Genomic DNA, 21115 nt, shown 5'->3' on the forward strand with positions numbered 1-21115 from the left:
CCGGCCGCCCGCACACGCCACCCTAGGCGCCGGTGACGGCCGGCGCAGTCCGGGCGCGGCCGGACGCGTGGAGCGGCGGGCCGGTCAGGGGCGTGCCGACACTCGCACGGTCTCCAGGGCCGGGTCCGCCGCGCCCGCGATGAGGAAGCCGTGGGCGACACCGCTGCGCAGGTAGTCGAGGACCTCCGCGGTGATCACCTCGCCGGGTGCGACGACCGGCACGCCCGGCGGGTAGGGGCAGATCATCTCGGCGGCGACACGGCCCACGGCCCGATCGGCGGGCACCTGTTCGGCCGGTCCGAAGAAGGCGTCGCGGGGCAGGACGGCCTGTTCGAGTTCGAGGACGTGGGGTTCGGGCAGGTGCACGGCGGGCTGCCGCTCGATGGTCTCCGCCCGCTCGACCAGCGTGCGCACGGATTCCAGCAGCAGTTTCTCGGTCTCCTCGTCGTCGGCGTGGGTGATGGAGGCGCTGATGCGGCAGGTGTCGGAGCCACCCACGTCGATGTGGCAGTTGGCGCGCAGCCACTCGGCGGCCTGCATGCCGCTGATGCCGAGGTCGCGCACGTCGACGACGATCTTGAGCGGGTCGAACTCGGCGGCCAGGCCCTCCTCGATGATCTCGCCGCCCATCACCCGCAGCCCCGGCAGCTCCCGGAGCCGGGCCCGGATGCGCTCGGCGCGGTGCAGGGCCGCGTCCAGCAGCCCGTGGCCCTGTTCCACCATCTGCCGCCGCCACCCGTCGAGGGTCGCGTAGACCAGGGAGGAGGCGCTGGTGGTGCCGAGCAGGTCCTCGCGCTGTTTCAGCACGTCGGGCGAGATCCGGTCGTGCTGGAGGTGGAACACCGAGCTCTGTTCGATCGCGCCGCCCATCTTGTGGACGCTGGTGACGACGAGGTCGGCGTCCGCGTCCATGCCCCAGGTCGGCAGCCCGGGGTGGAAGGGCAGGTGGGCGCCCCAGGCCTCGTCCACGATGAGCGGTACGTCGGCGGCGTGGCAGGCGTCGGCCACGCCCCGGATGTCGGCGCAGGTTCCCCAGTCGGTGGGGGTGATCAGCAGCATGCCCTTGGCGTCGGGGTGCTCGCGCAGCCGGGCGCGGACGTCGTCGGGCTCGGGCGGGTGGGCGATGTGCCGTTCGGTGTCGAACTTGGGGTGGACCCAGACGGGCTCCACCCCGTTGATGACGACCGCCGAGATGACCGCCTTGTGCGCGTTGCGCGACAGCAGCAGCTTCTCGCCCGGCCCGGCGACCGAACACATCGCGGTCTTCACGGACAGGGAACTGCCGCACGTGGAGAAGAAGGCGTGCTCGGCGCCGACCGCATCGGCCATCAGCTCCTCCGCCTGCTGCAGCACGCCCTGTGACTGGCGCCGGTCGTCCAGGCCGTTCAGGGAGAGCACGTCCGACCGGAAGACGTCCATGCCGACGATCTCGGCGACGCGCGGATCGGCCCCGCGGCCCTGCTTGTGCCCCGGCGGTCCGTAGGCCACGTCTCCTCGGCGCCGGAACTCCTGCAGTGCCTCCAGGACGGGTACGCGCGTATGGTCCATGGCTTTCCTCCTGAACTGGTCGGTGCCGCACCCACCGTGTTGCACCGGCCGGGCGCCCCAAACACTCCGGCCGGTGTCAGGGAGCCGTCCGGTGGAACCCGGGCCGGCACGCACCACACCCGCCGAACCGGAGGAGGTCTCGTGTCGCTGTACCAGCGGATCCGGGAGGAGGCCGCACGGCGCGCCGACGCGCTGTGGGCCGTGGCCTCGGCCCTGCACGCGGAGCCGGAGACCGCGTTCGCCGAACACCGGGCGGCGGCGCTGCTGAGCGGCGAGTTGGAGGGCGCCGGCTTCGAGGTGCGGCGCGAGGTCGCGGGCCTGCCGACCGCGTTCACGGCCCGTTCGGGCGAGGGGCGGCCGGTGGTGGCGTTCCCGCTGGAGTACGACGCCCTGCCCGGCCTCGGACACGCCTGCGGGCACAACCTGATCGCGGCGGCCGGCCTCGGTGCGGCCCTGGTCGTGGACGCCGTACGGGACGGCGCCCCCGGCACCGTCCTGGCGGTGGGGACGCCGGCCGAGGAGGGCGGCGGCGGCAAGGCCCTGGAAGTGGAGGCCGGGGTCTTCGACGGGGTGGACGCCGCCCTGATGTTCCACCCCGGGGTGTACGACTGGGTGCGGGCGCCGCTGACCGCGCAGGAGCAGTACCGGGTGGCCTTCCGGGGGCGGGCCGCGCACCCCACCGGGAATCCGACGGAGGGCATCGACGCGCTCGCGGCGCTGATCGAGCTGTTCAACGTGGTGTCGGTGCTCGGCCGGCGGCTGCCGGAGGGGTCCCACGTGCAGGGGATCATCACCCGGGGCGGTACGGCGACGAACATCGTCCCGGAGTACGCCGAGGGCCGCTTCGGGCTGCGCGCGCTCACCACCGCCGCCCTGGACGAGCTGGCCGTACAACTGCGCACGGCCGCCGAGGGCGTCGCCCTGGCGACCGGGACGGGGGTGACGGTGGAACGCGTGAGCGTGCGGTACGAGCACTTCCGGGACAGCACGGTGCTGTCGGAGCGGTTCGCCGGGCACCTGGACCACGCCGGCATCACCCTCACCCCGCCCGCTCCGGGCGTCTACCTGGGCTCCTCCGACATCGGCAACGTCAGCGGCCGGGTGCCCGCCATCCACCCCTTCGTCGCGATCATGGGCGCCGAGGGCTCCGATCACACACCGGAGTTCGCGGAGGCCGCGGCCTCGGAGCGGGCCCGCGGTGTGCTCCTCGCGGTGGTGGAGGCGCTGGCCTGCACGGCCGTGGACGTCCTGCGGGAACCGGGACTCCGCGACCGGGCGTGGGAGGACCTGCGCCGGGCCCCGGCCTGACCCCGCTCGCCCGCGTCCGGGCTCACCCCGGCCGGCCGCACGGCTCGGCCTCGCGGGCGTCGGCTCGGGCCTGGGCGCGCGCGTGTTCCACGGCGGCGGGCAGCGCCCGGCGGATCGCCTCCGGGAGCGTGCGCCGGGCCGGCCACTCGACCAGGCAGCGCGCCACCTCCCGCAGTTTCACGTTGGTGTGCTGCGACATGTGCTTCAGGGCCTCCCAGCCCTGCTCCCGCCGCAGACCGCCCACGGTGATGACCACGCCGATCGCCTGGTCGACCAGGGCGTGCGACACCAGCGCCTGACGCAACTGGTCCACCTCGGCCTGGAGTGCCCTCACCTGGTCATGGTCCGTCTGCTCGTCGGGTCCGATCATGTCCCTCACCCTGAGCGGCCCGGCCCCTCCCCGCCAGCCGCCAGGCGAACAACAGGGCAAGCCGCGGTACAGAAAACGAAAAATGGCTGGTGAGCGGCCCATACGGGGGTTTTTCGCGGGCAGCCGAGGGCCATGGAGACGCTCACCTTCGACAGCCACGACCTCGGTGAGACGGAGGACTTCCTCAGCCGCGCCTACGCCCGGATGCGCATCGGCAGCGGCAGCCCCGGCTCCCACCACGCCCGGATCCGCCGGGCCGGCATCGACGCGGTGAGTGTCGACGAGATCGCGCTGGACTTCGAGATGGACTACTCGGTGACCCCGCTGGGCCGGATCTGTCTGTGCGTCGTGCACGAGGGAACCGTGCGGGACCACGCCTTCCGGGGCGTCGAGGACGACTTCGGTCCGGGTGACGTGGTGCTGTTCGCGCCGCCGGACCTGCCGTACGCGGGCCGTATCTGCAACGCCCGGTACACCATCACGATGCTGGAACCGGCGCTGCTCGCCCAGGTGGCGGGGGACGCGGACGGCTCGGGGCCGGTACGGCTGACCGGGCACCGGCCGCGCTCGGCGGCGTCGGCGCGGCAGTTGTACCGCACGATCGCCCATCTGCGGGACACGGTGCTCGCCGATCCGGAGACGGCGGACCAGCCGCTGGTCGCGGCCACGGCGGCCCAGCACCTGGCGGCGAGCGTGCTGGCCGCGTTCCCGAACACGGCGCTGGACGGGTCCGCCGCCGACAGCGCCGACGCGCACCCCGCGGTGCTGCGCCGCGCGCTCGCCTACATCGACGACCACGCGGACCAGCCGGTGACGGTCGCGGACATCGCCGCCGCGTCCCATGTGACGGCCCGCGCGCTGCAGTACGCCTTCCGCCGCCACCTGGACACCACGCCGCTCGCCCAGCTGCGCCGGGTGCGGCTCGCGCACGCCCATCACGACCTGGTGGCGGCCGATCCCGGTACCGGGGCCACGGTCACGGAGATCGCGGCCCGGTGGGGTTTCCACCATCCGGGCCGCTTCGCCTCCCTGTACCGGGACACCTACCGGCGGGCCCCGCACGAGACCCTGGCCGGCGGCTGAGCGGTGTCCTAGGGGAAGGACGTCACCTTGGACGGGACCGTGTCGGTGCCCGAGGTGGGTGCGCCGGTGCTGTTGACGACGTGCGCGTACTGGCCCTTGCCGCCCAGGGAGATCACCAGCAGGTCGTGCATCCTGATCCCGGAGGCGACGGGCACCTGGAAGCCGTGCGCCTGCACGATCGAGGGATCGGCGGTGTAGTTGCAGTAGCTGCCCAGACCCCACGCCTCGTGGGCGGTGACGGAGTCGGCGACCTTGTAGGCCGCGTAGCCGGTGATGCCGTCGTGGGTGATGGCGGCGGCGTTCGGGGCGTCGTAGGCCTTCTCGTTCTGGAAGAAGATCGTCCGGCCGCGTTCTCCGCTCCAGTAGACGTCGTACTTGTTGAAGTGCTCCACGAACAGGCCGGTGGCGAGGACGTCGTCGCCGTTGACGCGCAGGCCGTAGTCGGCGCGGTTGGTGTCCCAGCCGACACCGCTGCCGTGGTCGGCGCGCCAGATCCAGGTGTGGTCGATGATGACGTCGTCGCTGTTCACCACCACGGAGTCGGTGGCGAGTCCGGGTCCGGCGCCGCCGATGCGGACGAAGACGTCCTGCATGGTGGTGGGGTTGGCCGAGTGGTCGGCGGTGGCACCGGGGGTGCCGATGCGGAGCAGGGTGGCGGAGTTGACCGGGCCCGCGTCGATCAGGAATCCGGCGAGCCGCACGCCGTCGACGTCCGCGACGTGCATCGCGTCGACGCCGTGGTCCGGGATCAGGGTGGCGAGGCCCAGACCGAGGACGACGGTGTTCGGCCGGGTGACGTCGAGGGTCTGGTCGAGGTGGTAGACGCCGGGGGTGAACAGGAGGTTGAGGCCCTGGGCCAGGGCCTGGTTGATGGTCGCGGCCGTGGCGCCCGGCTTGACGACGTAGAACTGGTCGAGCGGGAGGGACGTGCCGGCGTTCGCGGGCCAGGAGACGCCCCGGGCGTTGGTGCGCTTGGCGGGGACGAACACCTTGTAGGCGGAGCCGTCCAGGTAGAGGAACGGCTTCTCACGGGAGACCGGGGTGGTGTCCAGGGTGGTGTACGGCCCGCTGTCGAAGTTGGTGGCGGGGGCGCCCTGGACGCCGGAGAAGGTCATGTTCCACACGCCGTTGGACCAGCCGCCGACGGAGCTGTCCCGGGTGTACCACTGCTGCTGGGAGTACGGGCCGACCGTGCCGTCGATCTTGGAGTCCGCGATGTAGCCGCCGGAGGCCCAGCCGTAGCCGTTGGGGGCGAGGTTGAGGCCGCCCTGGACGTGGATGCGCCGGAAGGGCGCGGCCTGGGCGACGGCCCAGCGGTCGGTGCCGCTGACCGGCTTGAGGGCGAGGTTCTCCGCCGAACGCCAGAAGTTCTGGGTGGCGTTGCCGTTGAACCAGCCCGCGTCGACGGTGACGTCCCCGTTGATCTGGGTGTCGTCGGGATTCAGGCCGAGGCCGGATATCGAGGTGTAGAAGCCGAGTTGGGCGTTGATGTTGTTGTAGGTGCCGGGCTTGAGCAGGAATTGGTAACGGCCGGTGCCGAACTGGGCCGATTCCTGCTTGGCGAAGACGTCGTCGAACTTCTGCTGGAGGTTCGGGGTCGAGGGGTCGACGACGATGACGTTCGGGCCGAGGTCGCCGCCGCCCTGGACGGGCGGGACGCCGGTGGTGCCGGTGTGCACGGCGACCTCCCACAGGCTGTAGCCGTAGCCGGTGCCGCGGGCGGTGCCGAGGATGCGGACGTACCGGCCGGAGCCGCTGACGTCGTAGGACGCCGTGCCGCCGGTCGCCCCGGTGACGCTCTTGAGGGTGTTCCAGGTCTGTCCGTCGGTGGACACCTGGAGCTGGAAGTCCTTGGCGTAGGCGGCTTCCCAGGTCAGGTCGACCTTGCACAGGTCCTGGACGGAACCGAGGTCCACCTGGAGCCACTGGGGGTCGGCGGCCTGGCTGGACCAGCGGGTCGCGGTGCTGCCGTCGAAGGCGGCCGAGGCGGGCGTGCCGCCGTTCTCGGTGGAGGAGGCCGTGGCGGCCCTGCCCTGGGCGGCGTTGGCGGTGCCGCAGCCGGTCTGGCCGCCGTCGGTGCCGCCGAACACCTGGAACTCCCAGAGGGAGTAGCCCCACTGGGTGGCCCGGTGCACACCGAGCATCCGGACGTAGCGGCCGCGGCCGGACACGTCGAGCGTGTCGGTGCCGCCGTCGGAGCCGGTGACCGACTTCAGGTCGGTCCAGCCGGTGCCGTCACCGGATATCTGGACCTTGTAGTCCTTGCCGTAGGCGGCCTCCCAGTTCAGGACGATCCGGGTGACGGTGGCGGTGGTCCCGAGGTCGACCCGGACCCACTGGTCGTCGCTCGCGGCCGAGGACCAGCGGGTACCGGTGTCGCCGTCGACGGCCTTGGCGGCCGCGGTGCCGCTGTTCTCCTCGGACGACGCGGTGGTGGGCTTCCCCTGCGACAGGGGTGTTTCGGCGGCGGTGGCCGTGGGGTGCGTGGTGGGCAGGGCGAGCAGCGCGGCCGTGGCGGCCAGCGCTGCGCCCAGGGATCTCAGTCTCATTCGGCGGCTCCAGACGTGGGGGGAGACAACGGTGGCTCACCCATGGCTTAGTTCAGGTTTTGATTTAAGGGATGAACCAAGCCGCCCACAAGCCTTCGGACACCAGTTCCTTCGACTTCCGCCCCCGGCGATCCGGTGACTAGCCCCCCAGCGGGCCGAGCGACAGGGTCTGCTCGGCGGCCGTGCGTCCGTCGCCGACGGTGCCGCCGGTGGTGTCGGTCCAGGTCCGCAGCGCAGTGGTCTCGACGAGCCGGCCGGCGGTCGCGGAGAGGGCGAGGACGAGGCCGCTGTAGCGGTTGACCAGGCGGTAGCCGCCGTCGGCGGCGGAGCCGGGGATCACGAACCACTGCTGCCCCACGGCCGGTCCGCCGGCCCGGGCCGCGGTGACCGTGGGCCGGGCACCCCAGGCACGGCCGGCCGTCCTGCCCGAGTCGACGCCCAGCAGCCGGCCGGTCGCGGAGTTGGCGACGGTGAAGGCGCCGTCGCCCGTGGCGGTGAAGGACCACGACTCGCGGGCGGAGCCGGAGGGCCGTGCCACCGAGGTGACGGCGGAGCCTCCGGGCGCCTGGGCGAGGACGCGGCCCGTGCCGCCGGCGATGCGGTACCTGCGGCCGGTCCGCACGGGCGGCGCGGCCGGCGTGGCGGAGTCGACGGTGAGGTCGACGTACTCGCCGGACGTGTCGTGGGAGCAGCCGAAGGAGCAGTAGGCGCGGAAGGTCCTGCCGACGACGGTGGGGCCGGTGCGGTTCGCGCCGTCCAGGAACCAGCGGTACCAGGACGCGGTGGTGTAGCCGCCGGTGTCGCCGATGAGCCGCCACTTCTGGGTGGCCAGGTCGTCGGTGGCGTACAGGTACTGCGGTGCGCGGCCGCTCTGGTCGACGGCCTGCGGGGTGCCGATGTACAGGCCGAGGTGGGCGTCGTAGGCGATGTTCAGGACGAACAGGGGCGAGGTCGGGGGCATGGTGCCGGCCGCGATCTGCTGGGCGGCGGTGCCGGCGTTCGCCGGGTCGTACTCGGCGTCGGCCGGGGTGTGGCCGGTGGGGTGGCCGGCGTCGACGGGGACGAGGTTGCTCTCCCGGCCCCCGGTGCCGGGCTGGGACCAGGCCCCGTCGTACCACTTGCGCCAGGAGCCGGGGGCCATCTTCGCGGCGATCGGGGCACGGGCCACGTGCTCGTGGAAGGCTTTCCAGCCGCCGTTCTTGTCGACGATGCGCGAGCCGTAATACACGTAGAAGTAGCCGGAGGCCGGGTCCACGAACAGGCGTTGGTCGCCGTCGCCGTAGGAGTACGTCTCGTGCGGGAAGGCCGTGGTGTCGCCGCGCTCGGTGCTGTACGGCGAGGTGATCACGTGGTCCTTGACGGTCCAGGTGCGGCCCCGGTCGGTGGAGACGGCGTAGTCGACGGCGTCGTAGTGGAGTCCGTCGCCGAAGGGCTGCGGGGTGAACTCGTTGTGCACCAGGCCGTACCAGTCACCGGTGTCGGGGTCGATCCACACCCCGGACAGGTCGCAGTAGTTCTTCTGCGCGTACCCCGAGCCGGCCGGCGCGTACGTCGCCTCGCGGCCGGTGGGGCTGTTGTTGCAGCGCCAGGTGGTGTCGTCGTTGCGGTCGGCGGGGTTGGCCGGGTCGGCCGCCTCGCTGAGTGTGCGGTCGAAGGCGGCGCTGTCGAAGTCCTTGCCGGTGTAGAAGTCCCAGACCCGCGGGTCGCCGGCGCCGTAGAGGGCGGCGGACTGCTGGTAGTGGAAGGTGCCGTCCCTGTCGAGGTAGGGGGTGGCGGGGGTGTCCGTGGGGTGGGTGAACGGCACCGGGGTGCCGACGGTCACGGTGTAGCCGGCGGCGCCGGGGGCCGCGGTCCGCGCGGGCGCCGCGGTGCCGCCGCCCAGGACCAGGGCGACGGCGGCGGCGACGGTGCCGCCTGCTCTGCTCAACGGTCGCACGGGTGCTCCTTGTCGCCGAAGGGGGCCGGTCGCACGGAACGATCCGGCTCCTGCCTCGCCCCGGCAATGGACTCGCGTGGCCCGCCTCTTGCACTTTCGTGCGCGTGGGGCGGTCGGTGCGACCGGGTTCGCGCACGGGGCCGGCGGTCAGCGTGGTTCGGGCGACAGCGGGGTGCCCCAGGCCAGTTGGCGCAGCAGCGGCTCGTCCGGTCCCGCGGGACGGGCGGCGCCTGAAGCCGGTCGGGAGGGGGCACGGGTGCCGCGGGAGAGGCCGCCGCTGACGGTGATGTTGTGCTCGGCCCGCGGCCGCCGGTGGCGCTCGTACGCGGTGAACGCGCGCTCGGGGTCCGGCAGGTCGCGCAGCGCCTTGGCCAGGACGACGGCGTCCTCCAGGGCCATGGAGGCGCCCTGGCCGGTGGCCGGGGAGGCCGCGTGGGCCGCGTCCCCGACGAGCAGGACCCGTCCGGTGCGCCACGGGGCACCGAGCGGCATCTCCGTCGCGTTGACGGCCATGATCTCCCCGTCGGCGGACGCGACCAGACCGGCGGCGGGCGTCCTGTCCTCGCGCAGCAACGGCAGCAGCTCGGCGCGCAGTTCGGCGGAGGGCGCGGCGGTCGCCGTGGCGGGCAGCGGACCGCCGCCGGCCCGGGCGAACCAGTACGTCCGCCCCTCCGGGGACACCGCGTACCCGAACGCGGTGGCACCGCCCCGCACCATGGTGATGGCGCCCTGCGGGGCGGACACGTCCGCGGTGCAGGTGGAGCCGTAGTAGACCCGCTGGCCGGAGTACCCGGGCCCTGTCCCCGGCAGCAGCAGCCGGCGGACGGCCGACTTCAGTCCGTCGGCGCCGACGAGCAGGTCCCCGGTGGCCGTGGTGCCGTCGGCGAAGCGGGCGGTGACCCCGTCCGGTCCCTCGGTCACGGCGACCAGGCGGGCCCCGTGACGCAGCCGGATGCCGCGCCGGACCGCCTCGCCCTGGAGGGCCGCGTTCAGCTCGCCGCGGCGCAGACAGCGGTAGCGCAGCGCGGGGTCGTCGGCCTCGCCGAGGGGTACGTGCGTGACCTCGCCGCCGCCACTGTCGAGCAGGCGCAGGGAAGTCAGCGGAAAACCGACGGCCGTGACGGCGGCCGTGGCGTCCAGTTCGGCCAGTGCGCGCATGCCGTTGCTCGCCAGGGTGAGGAAGGCGCCGATGTCCTCGGCCGTGTCCGGGTGTGCCTCGAACACGGTGACGTCGACACCGGCCTTGTGCAGGCCCAGGGCGGTCGCGGTGCCCGCGATGCCACCGCCGATCACCAGTACCCTCATCGCATGCGCTCCGGTCACCCGCCGCTCCGCCCGCCGACAGTGGTCGAGGCCATCTAAGGGCAGCATCGGCGCCGCGGGGGCGCTTTGGGGGCGGGATTCGGACAGGGCCGGCGAAGTGACGGCCCGTCGAGGGGTTTCGGACGGGCCGGCGAGGACGCGGGCGAGAGGGAGGAGCCGTCGGGTGGAGGAGCCGGCTTTCAGTGTGCTGCTCACCGGTGCGGGGGACCGCCGGCGGGACGTCGTACAGGCCCTGCGTGCCGTCACCGGCCTGAGCGCCTGGCGGAGCGCGCGGCTGATGGCGACCGTTCCGGTACCGGTGGTCGAGGGTACCTGGTTCGAGGCGGCCGCCCAGGCCGCGACCCGGCTGCGTGCGGCGGGAGCGGGGGCGGAAGTGGTCTGCGGGTGGTGCGCCCGCACGCTGCCACCGGACGGACGGCCACCGGCTCCCGGCCCGTGCGCCTCGCGCCGCTGGTCCGCCTCGGACTGCCGCGCGAGCGGCAACTGAGGCGCGGGGCAGGGGTGGTGTGCATCGGCACGCCCCCCGTGTCACGGGTCGTCGCCGGTGAAGTGGGTACTCCCGAACCATGCGGGTGAGCGTGGTGGATGCGGGGTCGAACACGGTCCGGTTGGTGATCGCAGATGTGGAGGGCGGCGTTCCGCTGCCGGTGCACACGGTCAAGTGGAAGCTGCGCCTGTCCGAACAGGTCGGTCCCGACGGCACCATCGCCGACGGGGCGGTGGAGGACCTGGTGAAGGCGGTGGCCGCGGCGGGCGCCACGGCCCGGCGCTGGCACGCGGCGGGCCCGCTGGCCTTCGCGACCGCGGTGGTCCGCAACGCCCCGAACCGTCACGAGGTGCTCCAGCGGGTGGCGTCCGGCACCGGGATCCGCATGTGCACCCTGCCCGGGGAGACCGAGGCGGAGCTGACCTTCCTGGCGGCCCGCCGCTGGCTCGGCTGGAAGGCGGGCCCCCTCGCCCTGCTCGACATCGGCGGCGGCTCACTGGAAGTGGCCTTCGGCCGGGGCCGGCTGCCCGACTTCGCCGCGTCGCTGCCGCTCGGCGCGAACCGGCTGACCCAGGAGTGCCTGAGCGTCCAGGACCCGCCGGGGGCGGCCGAGCTGAAGGTGCTGCGCCGCCGTATCCGCCACGAGCTGCGGGACGTGGCCGCCCGGATCCGCTGGGAGCGGCCGCGCACCGCCGCCGTCACCTCCCGTACGTTCCAGCAGCTGGCCCGGCTGTGCGGGGCCGCGCCGGGGCGGTTCGGCCCCTTCGTGGAGCGGGAGCTGGCCTGCCGGGACCTGCGCGAGGCGGTGCGCTCCCTCGCCGCGCTGCCCGCCGCCGAACGCGCCCTGCTGCCCGGCATCTCCGCCCCGCGCGCCGCCCAGAGCCTGGCCGGAGCGGTCGTCGGGCACACCGCGCTGAAGCTGATGGGCCTGCCGCGGGCCGTCGTCTGCCCCTGGGCGATCCGCGAGGGGGTGCTGTTGCGGTACGTCGAGGACGGCTCCGACTGGTGGACGGACGCCACCGGCGGGACCGCCGCCTCCGCACCGGCGCCGGCAGCCGCCCTGCGCATCGCCGGCCCGCCCGCGTGACCGCTCCCCGCCCACGATCCGGGAGGCCCCGTGGGCGGCGCCGGCCGCCGGCGCCCCCGCGGCGGGACCGCCGGCCGCTTCAGGGCCGTACGGCCGGCCGTTCCAGGGCCGGTGGGCCGGGCGGGGCCGCGCTCCACGGCGGCGAGATGGTGCCGTCGGGCTCCCAGCCGTACCGGCGCAGCCGCTCCGCCTCCCCGGTACGGCCTGCCGACTCCAGCAGGTCCGCGTACTGGTGCCAGGCGTACGGGTCACCGGCTCGCGAGGCGCGGTGGAGCCAGTCGAGAGCCTCCCGCGTGCGCCCCGCGGCATGCAGCAGCCGGGCCACGGCGGCCCGGGCCTCCTCGTACCCCTCCGCGGCCTGACGGTCGGCACACCCCATGAGCCAGGCGAATGCCGCGTCCGGTCCCTCGGCCGGCGTCATCAGGCGCGCGGTGTGCCCGAGGGCGTCCAGGTCGCCCTCATCGGCCGCCCGCCGGTACCAGTCGGCGGCCTGAGCGAGCCGCCCCAGCCGCTCGCACAGCGCGGCGGCGTGCGCTGCCGCGCCCCGCCGGCCGCCGGCCGCCTCCTCCTCGTACCGGGCGAGCGCTTCGGCCGGGTCGCCGGTCCGCCGCACCGCCTCGGCGGTGCCCGGGGCCGTGATCCGCCGGACGGCCTCGGCGAACCGCTCCCCCAGCTCCGCCATGAGGGTCAGCGCGCGCCGGACCTCGGCGTCCTCACCGGTCGCGGACAGTTCCCGCAGACGGCGCCGGAGCCCGGGGTCCTCGGCCAAGTGGTGCAACAGCGTGGTCCCCGCCCACGGAAGCCCGGCCCATTCCCTCGCGAGTTCTTCGCCGGCCCGCTCCAGCAGCCAGATCAGGACGGTGGTGCCGCTGTCACCGCGCCGGCGCATCAGGTCGGCGGTGTGCATCACGGCGGATCCGCCGTCGGCCTCGGCCTCCTGCCGGTGGTGGACGAGCGCCTCGTCCGTACGGCCCAGGTGCTCCAGCAGAGAGGCCAGGGCGCCCCGCGCGCCGCGGACACCGGCGTCGAGCGCACGGCGGAAGCACACCTCCGCGTCCCCGTGCCGCCCGGCGTCGCGCAGCAGCATGCCCGCGTACAGCCAGCTTCCCCGGCGCCCCGTCTCGGCCGCGAGCGTGTGCCAGAGCACGGCTTCGTCCCGCCGACGGGTCTGTTCCATGATGCCGGCCGCCTGGACCATGGCGTCCGGGTCCCCGGCCTCGGCGAGGGGCAGGCACCACAGCAGGGCCTCGTCGTGCCGCTCCTCCTCCTCCAGGAACTGGCAGACCGCCCGTACGGCTCCCGGCGTCTTCGCCTCGGCCGCGGCCATCAGGAGACGCAGGGCGATCCGCAGGTGTCCCCGTTCCCTGGCCGTCTCGGCCAGCGTCCTCAGGGAGCCGGGCGCCGCGTGGTCCGCCAGGGTCTCCCACAGCCCGGCCGGCGGGGCCTCGCCGTGTCGGTCCCTGCGGCCGTGCTGGTCCAGGTAGTCGGCGAGCCGGACCGCGTCCATGACGACGAGGGGCCGGCCGGGCCGGCGGACGGTGACCGGGGTGAGCGGCCCGGACGTGCCGCGCGACTTCTTGCCCAGCTCGGTGAAGGCGGCTTCGAGGTCGTCGTCCGCCACCATGTCGTACCGGTGCCCGGTGAGGTAGTGCGGGAGAGCCGCCTCCAACAGCAGCCGTGGCAGGGCCACCTGGTGTCCGAGCCGGCGGACATCCATGGCCGACTCGATCAGCGCCCGCTGCAGCGTCGTGGCGGTCTCGTAGCGGTCGAGGAGGGCGCGGCCGCCGGCGAGGTACTGGGTGATCCGCCCCTGCTCTCCCTGCTCCAGCGCCTCCCGGATTCGGGGGTCCCGGAGAGCGAGTCGCCTCAGCTCGGGCAGGTCGGCGTCCCCGAAGGCGTCCGGGACCCGCTGGTGCCTGCCGGTCAGCAGGCGACGGGCGTGTGCGTGCGGATCGCCGCGTTCGCCGGCCCTCCGCGGCCTGACCAGCTCGCCCCACTCCTCGGGCCAGATCGTGCCGAGGACCAGCAGCGGGGCCCGGCGCGGGTCGTCGAGCACCTCGCGCAGCAGGGCGGCCGCCTGCTCACCCCGGTCCCCGCCGAGGAAGAGGTCCACCTCGTCCAGCCACAGGACGGTACGCGGAGCGATGTCCTCCAGCGCGGCGATCAAGGCCTCGGCGCGATCCGGTACGAGGGGGTGCAGCAGCCGCCAGTCCGCGGGGAGCAGGGCGAGCGCTTCCCAGCACGCCCTCGTCTTGCCGGTGGAGGAGTCCCCGACGAGTACGGCGAGGTCGCTGGTCCACCGCCCGTCGCCGCGCCGGAGCACGCCGTCCACCACGTCGGACAGCCACCGGTCGTGCGCGCGCCGGGCATAGGGCGGTAGTTGCGGACCGGCACCGCCGTCGATGGCCCGGTGCACCTGCAGGGCGAACGGATCGGTGAACTCGCGCACCGGCCGTCCGGGAGCGGACGGCGCCGCGCGGGGCCTGCGCACCGGCTGTGCCGCGTCCAGCAGATCCCGCCACCAGCGTTCGTCCGGTTCCTCGCCCGCCCAGGAACTCCACAGCCGGACCAGCGCCAGGACGTCGTCACCGCACGTGTCACTGGGCACCTTGGGCTCCTTGGCCCGGTCCAGCGGCACCCAGTCGCTGATCCGCTGGCTCTTGACCGTTCTGCCGTACGGGGATCTGCCGAGCTCCCGGCCAACCTCCCTGCGCGAGTACGGGCGGTCGGCCCGGCGCAGTGCGTCCTTGGCGCGTTGCTCCAGGGCGCGCAACTGCTCGTAGAGCGCCTGGGCCTGCTGAGACCGCGCTGTCACCGACGTCCCCCCTCCTGCCCGCCGTCCGGTTCCGCCCGCCGCGGGCAGGGCGGGCAACTCGCCGAGCAGCAAGCCTAGGACGAGTTCGCCCGGTGTTCCCGCCGCTCCGGGCCGGGCGGGCGGCACGGCAGCAGACTGCGGGCCGACGGCTCGGGTGGAGCCGGAACGACCGGAAGGGGTCTGCGGTGAGGAAGAGGAAGCGGCAGGGGTCTGCGACGGGTGAGCGGACGGGGTCTCCGCTGGGCGAGCGGAAGGGGCGTGCGAAGGGCGCGCGAAAGGGGCTTGGCGGGAACGCACGGAAGGGACTCGCGGGGGACGGACGGAAGGGACTCGCGGGGGACGGACGGACAGGGTCTTCGGTCGACAGGCGGGCGGGGTTCCCGATGGACGAGGCGCGGCGGCGGCGACGTCGGCACACCGTCCGCCGGCTGGGGCGGGCCGCGTTGTTCGCGGTCGTGCGCGGGAGCGCCGGCGCGGCGGGCTCGGCTCTCGTCGCGGGCGGGCTGCTGTGGTGGCGGAGCCGCTGAGGGCGTGGGCCCCTCGCCGCCCCGGGGCGACGGCCGGGCGGTCCGCGTCGACCGCGGCACCGCCTTTCCGTCCCCCCTCCCGCCGCCCGCGGTATTGACATGAACCTGCGCCGCCCGTGAGGCTTCGTGCGTGAAGTTGCTCGATTGGCGCTCGTTTCAAGCGTTTCCGAGCAACGCGCCGTAAGAACAGTCAGTCCGCAAAGGTGCGAGGGGAGCTGTTCCGCCGTGCGAAGACTCCGACACCGTGTGCCGTGGCCGGCCTGGATACCGCTGGGGCTGGCGAGCGTCCTGGCCGGGACCGCGCTCGCCGCCCCGGCCCCCGCCCAGGCCGCCGCGCCGGCGGCCGGCACCGTCCTGGACCCGGCCCACAGCAGCGTCGGCTGGCAGAGCCCGGTCTACGCCAAGGGCACCGGCGGCGGCCCCGAGAAGTGCCCCGGCGCCGCCACCGACCCCGACGGCACGGTCTGCGCCCGCTTCGACCTGACGGTCTCGGTGCCGGACGGCTACTGGGACGACAACCCGGAGGGGGGCGTCCCGCTGTCGATCCGATGGGAGCGCCCCTCGGACGACTTCGACCTGTACGTCTACGACGACCACGGCAAGCAGGTGGCGTCCAGCGCGGGCACCGCCGACCCCGAGGCCACGGTGATCCCGCGGGCCTCGGGCACCTACCACGTGCTCGTGGTGCCGTACGACGTGCACGACAACTCCTTCTCGGGCACCGCCTACCTGCCCGCGACCACGGACGCCGGAGACCTCACGTCCTTCTCGGGCGGCCACGGCAGCTACACCGTCGGCGCCGGGCGGCTCACCGCCCGCGCCGACTTCCTGGAGGGGGGCGGACTGCGGCTCCAGGCCGACCCGTCCGGCTCGCTGAGCGATCCGGCCGGCTCCGCCATCGTGCGCCGGCAGCCCGCGCTCCAGCGGCACACCTCGTCGTTCGACGCGGGCGACTACTACGGCATCCGGTCCCCCCAGGCCGTGCTGCGCGTCTACAAGAAGCCGCTGCGGTTCGGGCTGTACCAGCCGGACAACCGCACCCGGATCTGGCAGGAGGACAAGCCGCTGCGCTGGTCCACCGGCGGGATGCGGCAGAGCCTCGTGCGGGGCGCGGACGAGCAGTTCTTCGGCGGCGGCGAGCAGAACGGCGGTTTCTCGCACCGGGGCCGGACGGTGTACGTCGCGAACAGCTTCGACTGGAACGAGGGCGGCTACAACAACTCGCAGCCGTTCTTCCTCTCCAGCGCGGGCTACGGCGTCTTCCGCAACACGTTCGCGCCCGGCGTGTACACCTTCGGCTCCCCGGTGACGACCGGGCAGCAGGAACGGCGTCTGGACGCCTACTACTTCCTCGGTGACGCCAAGCAAGTGATCGGCGAGTACACGGCGTTGGTGGGCAAGCCCTTCATGCCCCCGGTGTACGGCCTCGAACCGGGCGACTCCGACTGCTATCTGCACAACGCCAACCGGGGCGAGCGGCACACCCTGGACGCGCTGAAGATCGCCGACGGCTACACCGAGCACGGGATGCCGCTCGGCTGGATGCTGGTCAACGACGGGTACGGCTGCGGGTACGAGAACCTGGAGCAGACCGCCAAGGGGCTCCAGGACCACCACGCCCAGCTCGGCCTGTGGACCCAGGACGGCATCGACAAGCTCGCCGACCAGGTGAAGGCGGGGCAGCGGGTGGCCAAGCTGGACGTGGCCTGGGTCGGCAACGGCTACCGGTTCGCGCTGGACGCCTGCGACGCGGCGAAGAAGGGGATCGAGGACAACAGCGACGCGCGCGGCTTCGTGTGGCTGCCGGTGTCCTGGGCGGGCGCCCAGCGCTGCGGGGTGCTGTGGAGCGGCGACCAGAAGCTGTCCTGGGACTACATCCGCTGGCAGATCCCGACGTACGCCGGGGCGACGATGTCCGGTATCGCCTACAACACCGGTGACGTGGGCAGCATCTACCGCCACGACGCCGAGATGTACGCCCGCGACCTTCAGTGGAAGGCGTTCCTGCCGGCCGTCATGACGATGGACGGCTGGGCCAGCGACCTCACCACCGGCAAGCCCGCCGACCAGCAGCCGTGGCGGGACGGGGAGCCGTACACGTCCGTCAACCGCAAGTACCTCCAGCTGAAGGAACGGTTGCTGCCGTACATGTACACCCTGTCCGCGCAGGCGGCGAGGACGGGCGTGGGTGCGGTACGTCCGCTGTGGCTGGAGTACCCGGACGACCCGGCAACCCTGGGCGCGCAGGCGACGTACGAGTTCCTGTCCGGCCCGGACTTCCTGGTCGCCCCGGTCTACGAGGACTCCGACACCCGGGACGGCATCTATCTGCCGAAGGGCACCTGGACCGACTACTGGACCGGGCGCACCTACGAGGGCCCGACCACGCTGAACGGCTACCACGCCCCGCTGGACACCCTGCCGCTGTTCGTGCGCGAGGGCGCGATCGTGCCGATGTGGCCCAAGGGCACGACGAGTTGGCAGACCCGCGACCGGCACGAGCTGGACTGGGACCTGTACCCGGCGGCGCACCGCACCAGCCGCTACACGCTGTACGAGGACGACGGTGTGACCCGCGACTTCGCCAAGGGCGCGGCGGCCACCCAGCGGGTGTCGGTGCGCGGCGGCGCCCCGGGGACGACGGTGACGGTCGGCGCGAGCCGGGGCACTTACGCGGGCAAGGCGGACGCCCGGGCGTACCGGTTCACCGTGCACGGCGCCACGGCGCCCGGGCGGGTCCTGCTCGACGGGCGCCCGCTGCCGGCCGGCGCCTGGTCCTACGACGCCGCCACCCGGGTCACCACCGTCGACACGCCGAGCCTGCCGCTCGACCACGGGTTCACCCTGCGCCTGGTCGACCAGGGTAAACACAGGTAAAGAGATCGTATGGTCTAGTCCAAAGCAGGCGTTGGTCTAGTCCAAAGCGTTGACGTGACCGCAACAGCTCCCGGAGGGTGGGGCTCCCCGCTCGGGGGATCCCCACCCTCTGGAGGCACGCATGAGACGTCTTCGGGCATGTCTGGGCGCGGCGGCGGCCGCCACCCTCGCCGCCGCCGGCACCACCGCACTGGTCGCGAGCAGCGCCTCGGGCGCGACCACCGCGCTGGACAACCGCTGGTACGCCGCCGCTCCCTATCTGATGCCACTGGACAACGACCCGCCGGACCCGGCCGCCATCATGGACGCCACCGGACTGAAGGCGTTCCAGCTGGCGTTCGTCCTCGCCCCCAACGGCGGCGGCTGCACCCCGACCTGGGGCGGCACGGCACCGGTCGCCTCGGACACCGCCGTCCAGTCGGTGATCAACACCGTCCGCGCCAAGGGCGGCGACGTCTCCGTCTCCATCGGCGGCTACGGCGGCACCAAGCTCGGCCAGGCCTGCGCGGACCCGGCGTCCACGGCGGCGGCCTACCAGCAGGTCGTCACCAGGTACGGGCTGCACGCCATCGACTTCGACCTGGAGGAGCCGGAGTACGAGAACAGCGCGGCGATCAGGAACGAGATCGGCGCCGCCAAGATACTCCAGCGGAACAACCCGGGGCTGTACGTGTCCGTGACCACGGCCGGCACCGCGGACGGCACCGGCTGGTTCGGCAAGCAGATGCTGCTGGAGGCCAAGGCACAGGGCTTCACCCCGAACAACTTCTCCATCATGCCCTTCGACGGCGGCTTCAACGGCGCGGCGAGCCAGACCGCCGCGCTCACCAACTTCAACACGATCCTGCAGTCCACCTTCGGCTGGGACCAGGCGACCGCCTACGCCCACGAGGGCTTCTCGGGCATGAACGGCCGCAGCGACACCGGCGAGTACTTCACCCAGGCCGACTTCCAGACCGTGCTCGACTACGCCACGAGCCACCACATGGACCGGTTCACGTTCTGGTCGCTCAACCGCGACCGGCAGTGCACTCCGGCCGACAACGGCGGCCGTACCTCCGGCACCTGCTCCAGCGTGGCCCAGAACGCGTGGGACTTCGCCAAGTACTCCGTGAAGTTCGCCGGCGTCACCTCGCCGACCACCCCGCCCACGCCCACCCCCACGCCGACCCCGACGCCCGCCTCCTGCAAGCCGGCCTGGAGTTCCACGGCGGCGTACACGGCCGGCAACGAGGTCTCGTACGACAAGCACAACTGGAAGGCCAAGTGGTGGACCCAGAACGAGGCGCCCGGAGCCTCTCAGTGGGGCCCCTGGCAGGACGAGGGCGCCTGCTGAGCCCGCGCTGCCGGTGACGTGTCCGATTCCGGGCCGTGCCGTGCGCTGCCCCCTCCCCCACCGCGCACACACGTTCCCACCTGCGCGACTGGTGCAAACGGCGGGACGGTCGTAGCGTCGGGTGCACGCGGTCGGACACAGCACGACGGGTGGGAGCGGCCATGCGCGGATCACTGGTGGGAACGGCAGCCACCCTCGCGGCGGGAGCCCTGCTGACAGCGGCCATGACCACGGCCACGGCCAGTCCGCCGGCCCCCACCCCGCCTCCCCGGGCGGACGCCTCGCAGCCCGTCCTGGTGGACTGCCTGTGGCACCGCACCGTCCGCCCCGCCGACTTCATCCTGGCCTGCGGCGACGGCAACAGCCGGCTCACCGGGCTCCACTGGTCGCAGTGGGGCCCGGACGGGGCGACCGCCGAGGGCGTGAACATGGTCAACGACTGCACGCCCTACTGCGCGGCCGGCACCTTCCGCGCCTACCCGGTGACCGTCCGGCTCGACGACGCCAAGCCCTGGAAGAAGCACCCGGGTACCCAGCGCTTCGACCGGATGAGCCTCACCTACCAGCAGGGCCGGCCGGAGGGCTTCAAGCAGGTCATGACGTATCCCCTCTGGGACTGACGGCAGGGGCCCGGGCGTCACCCGGCGGCGCCCCCATGGGGCGGGCGCCGGTGGTCCGCGCGGGCGATCCCCCGGCCCGGCTCCCGCCCCCGGCGCCCCCTCCCCCGTCATGTTGGTGTGACCCGCACGCCGGCGCCCCGCGCGCCGACCGAAAAGAGGTCACATGCCCCGACTCCCCCGTCTGACCGGCGCCGCCACGGCCGTGCTCGCGCTCGGCGTCGTCGCCGCCACGCCAGCCCCTCCCGCCCCCGGCAGTGAGCGGCTGGTCACGGACTCGCGCGTCCTCACCCACTTCGACCTGGCCGCCGGAGGCACGCCCGAGAACATCGCGCTCGCCCCCGACGGCTCCGCCGACCTGACCTTCGCCCACGCCCGGCAGGTCGCCCACGTCACCCCCGAGGGCCTGACCCGGATCCGGGCGACCCTGCCCGCCGTGGCCCACCCGGCGACCCCGCTCGTGCACCGTGCGATCGTCACCGGCATCGCCCGCGCCCACGACGGCACGCTGTACGTCAACTACGCCACCGGCACCCGCAAGACCGGCATCTGGCGCCTCTCCCCCGACGGCGGCGCACCGGAGAAGATCGCCGCGCTGCCGGCCGACGGGCTGCCCAACGGGCTGGCCCTCGACGAGCGCCAGGGCGTCCTCTACGCGGCCGACTCGGTGCGCGGCACCGTCTGGCGCGTCCCGCAGGCGGGCGGCACGGCCACGAAGTGGGCAGCGGGTCCGGCGCTCGCTCCGCTCCCGGCGCCACCCGCCCACGGCTTCGGCGCCAACGGCATCAAGGTCCGCCGGGACGCGGTCTGGGTGTCCAACAGCGACCGGGGCACGCTGCTGCGCATCCCCGTCGGCCCGGACGGCACCGCCGGCCCCGTGGAGACCCGCGCCGACGCGCTCACCGACATCGACGACTTCGCCTTCCCCGGGCACGGCCGGAGCGTGCTGGCCGCGCTCAACTCCGGCAACCAGGTCGTCCTGATCCACCCGGACGGCACCGTCCACCCCGTGCTCACCGCGGAGGACGGCCTGTCCAACCCGACCGCCGTGGCCGTCCGCGGCCGGACCGTGTACGTACCGAGCGCCGCCTTCACCACCCGGCGGGACCCCAACCTCCTCCTCGCCCGCCTGCGCCACCTCATCGGCCGGGGGTAGACGCCGCACCAGGTCGCCGCCGGCCGGTCCGGCCGGCGGCGCGCGTGTGTGTCTGGTGGGCGCTGACGGGCAGGGCATAGGCTGGCTGCCGGTCAC

The 21115-nt window shown here is 73.6% G+C and carries 14 protein-coding genes; 8 read left to right on the plus strand and 6 right to left on the minus strand.

The features are described from left to right. Window positions 1-84 precede the first annotated feature (84 nt). Window positions 85-1548, minus strand: coding sequence for an aminotransferase class I/II-fold pyridoxal phosphate-dependent enzyme (locus ACZ4VF_RS00475; protein ID WP_467922233.1), 1464 nt, complete (start codon window positions 1546-1548; stop codon window positions 85-87). Between the two features lie 141 nt (window positions 1549-1689). On the opposite strand from ACZ4VF_RS00475, the gene ACZ4VF_RS00480 reads away from it, so the two are divergent. After that, a complete protein-coding gene (locus tag ACZ4VF_RS00480; RefSeq protein WP_467922235.1) occupies window positions 1690-2856 on the plus strand; it encodes an amidohydrolase in 1167 nt (388 codons plus the stop codon). A 22-nt stretch (window positions 2857-2878) separates the two neighbouring features. Here the strand turns inward: ACZ4VF_RS00480 and ACZ4VF_RS00485 are convergent, their stop codons facing one another. Beyond that, a complete protein-coding gene (locus tag ACZ4VF_RS00485) occupies window positions 2879-3226 on the minus strand; it encodes an ANTAR domain-containing protein (protein ID WP_467922236.1) in 348 nt (115 codons plus the stop codon). 132 nt (window positions 3227-3358) lie between these two features. Between ACZ4VF_RS00485 and ACZ4VF_RS00490 the strand changes: the two genes are divergently transcribed. Then, the gene (locus ACZ4VF_RS00490) at window positions 3359-4309 is read left to right on the plus strand and encodes a helix-turn-helix transcriptional regulator (RefSeq protein ID WP_467922237.1); all 951 of its coding nucleotides are present in this window, start codon (window positions 3359-3361) and stop codon (window positions 4307-4309) included. Window positions 4310-4317: 8 nt separating this feature from the next. Here the strand turns inward: ACZ4VF_RS00490 and ACZ4VF_RS00495 are convergent, their stop codons facing one another. From ACZ4VF_RS00495 to ACZ4VF_RS00505, 3 genes are all read right to left on the minus strand, one after another. Continuing rightward, window positions 4318-6858, minus strand: coding sequence for a discoidin domain-containing protein (locus tag ACZ4VF_RS00495; protein ID WP_467922239.1), 2541 nt, complete (start codon window positions 6856-6858; stop codon window positions 4318-4320). Between the two features lie 139 nt (window positions 6859-6997). Next, entirely contained in the window at window positions 6998-8785 is a 1788-nt protein-coding gene (locus ACZ4VF_RS00500) for an RICIN domain-containing protein (RefSeq protein WP_467922240.1), read from the minus strand. A gap of 156 nt (window positions 8786-8941) precedes the next feature. Continuing rightward, the gene (locus tag ACZ4VF_RS00505; protein ID WP_467922241.1) at window positions 8942-10099 is read right to left on the minus strand and encodes an FAD-dependent oxidoreductase; all 1158 of its coding nucleotides are present in this window, start codon (window positions 10097-10099) and stop codon (window positions 8942-8944) included. 181 nt (window positions 10100-10280) lie between these two features. Between ACZ4VF_RS00505 and ACZ4VF_RS00510 the strand changes: the two genes are divergently transcribed. Together ACZ4VF_RS00510 and ACZ4VF_RS00515 are read left to right on the plus strand one after the other, a co-directional pair. Then, window positions 10281-10604 carry a ribosomal protein L7/L12 gene (locus ACZ4VF_RS00510; protein WP_467922242.1) on the plus strand — a complete coding sequence of 108 codons (324 nt, stop codon included), beginning with the start codon at window positions 10281-10283 and terminating at the stop codon, window positions 10602-10604. 79 nt (window positions 10605-10683) lie between these two features. Beyond that, a complete protein-coding gene (locus ACZ4VF_RS00515) occupies window positions 10684-11691 on the plus strand; it encodes a Ppx/GppA family phosphatase (RefSeq protein WP_467922243.1) in 1008 nt (335 codons plus the stop codon). 79 nt (window positions 11692-11770) lie between these two features. Here the strand turns inward: ACZ4VF_RS00515 and ACZ4VF_RS00520 are convergent, their stop codons facing one another. Next, window positions 11771-14506: a hypothetical protein gene (locus tag ACZ4VF_RS00520; protein WP_467922245.1), complete on the minus strand. Its 2736-nt coding sequence runs from the start codon at window positions 14504-14506 to the stop codon at window positions 11771-11773. A gap of 752 nt (window positions 14507-15258) precedes the next feature. Here ACZ4VF_RS00520 and ACZ4VF_RS00525 point away from each other — a divergent pair. From ACZ4VF_RS00525 to ACZ4VF_RS00540, 4 genes are all read left to right on the plus strand, one after another. Beyond that, complete coding sequence (locus ACZ4VF_RS00525) at window positions 15259-17910, plus strand: glycoside hydrolase family 31 protein (RefSeq protein ID WP_467922246.1); 2652 nt, start codon at window positions 15259-15261, stop codon at window positions 17908-17910. 121 nt (window positions 17911-18031) lie between these two features. After that, window positions 18032-19246 carry a chitinase gene (locus ACZ4VF_RS00530; RefSeq protein ID WP_467922247.1) on the plus strand — a complete coding sequence of 405 codons (1215 nt, stop codon included), beginning with the start codon at window positions 18032-18034 and terminating at the stop codon, window positions 19244-19246. Between the two features lie 161 nt (window positions 19247-19407). Continuing rightward, entirely contained in the window at window positions 19408-19866 is a 459-nt protein-coding gene (locus tag ACZ4VF_RS00535) for a hypothetical protein (RefSeq protein WP_467922248.1), read from the plus strand. 163 nt (window positions 19867-20029) lie between these two features. Then, window positions 20030-21019: an SMP-30/gluconolactonase/LRE family protein gene (locus tag ACZ4VF_RS00540; RefSeq protein ID WP_467922250.1), complete on the plus strand. Its 990-nt coding sequence runs from the start codon at window positions 20030-20032 to the stop codon at window positions 21017-21019. The last annotated feature ends 96 nt before the right edge of the window (window positions 21020-21115 follow it).

Source organism: Streptomyces sp. NPDC029151 (genome assembly GCF_055564315.1).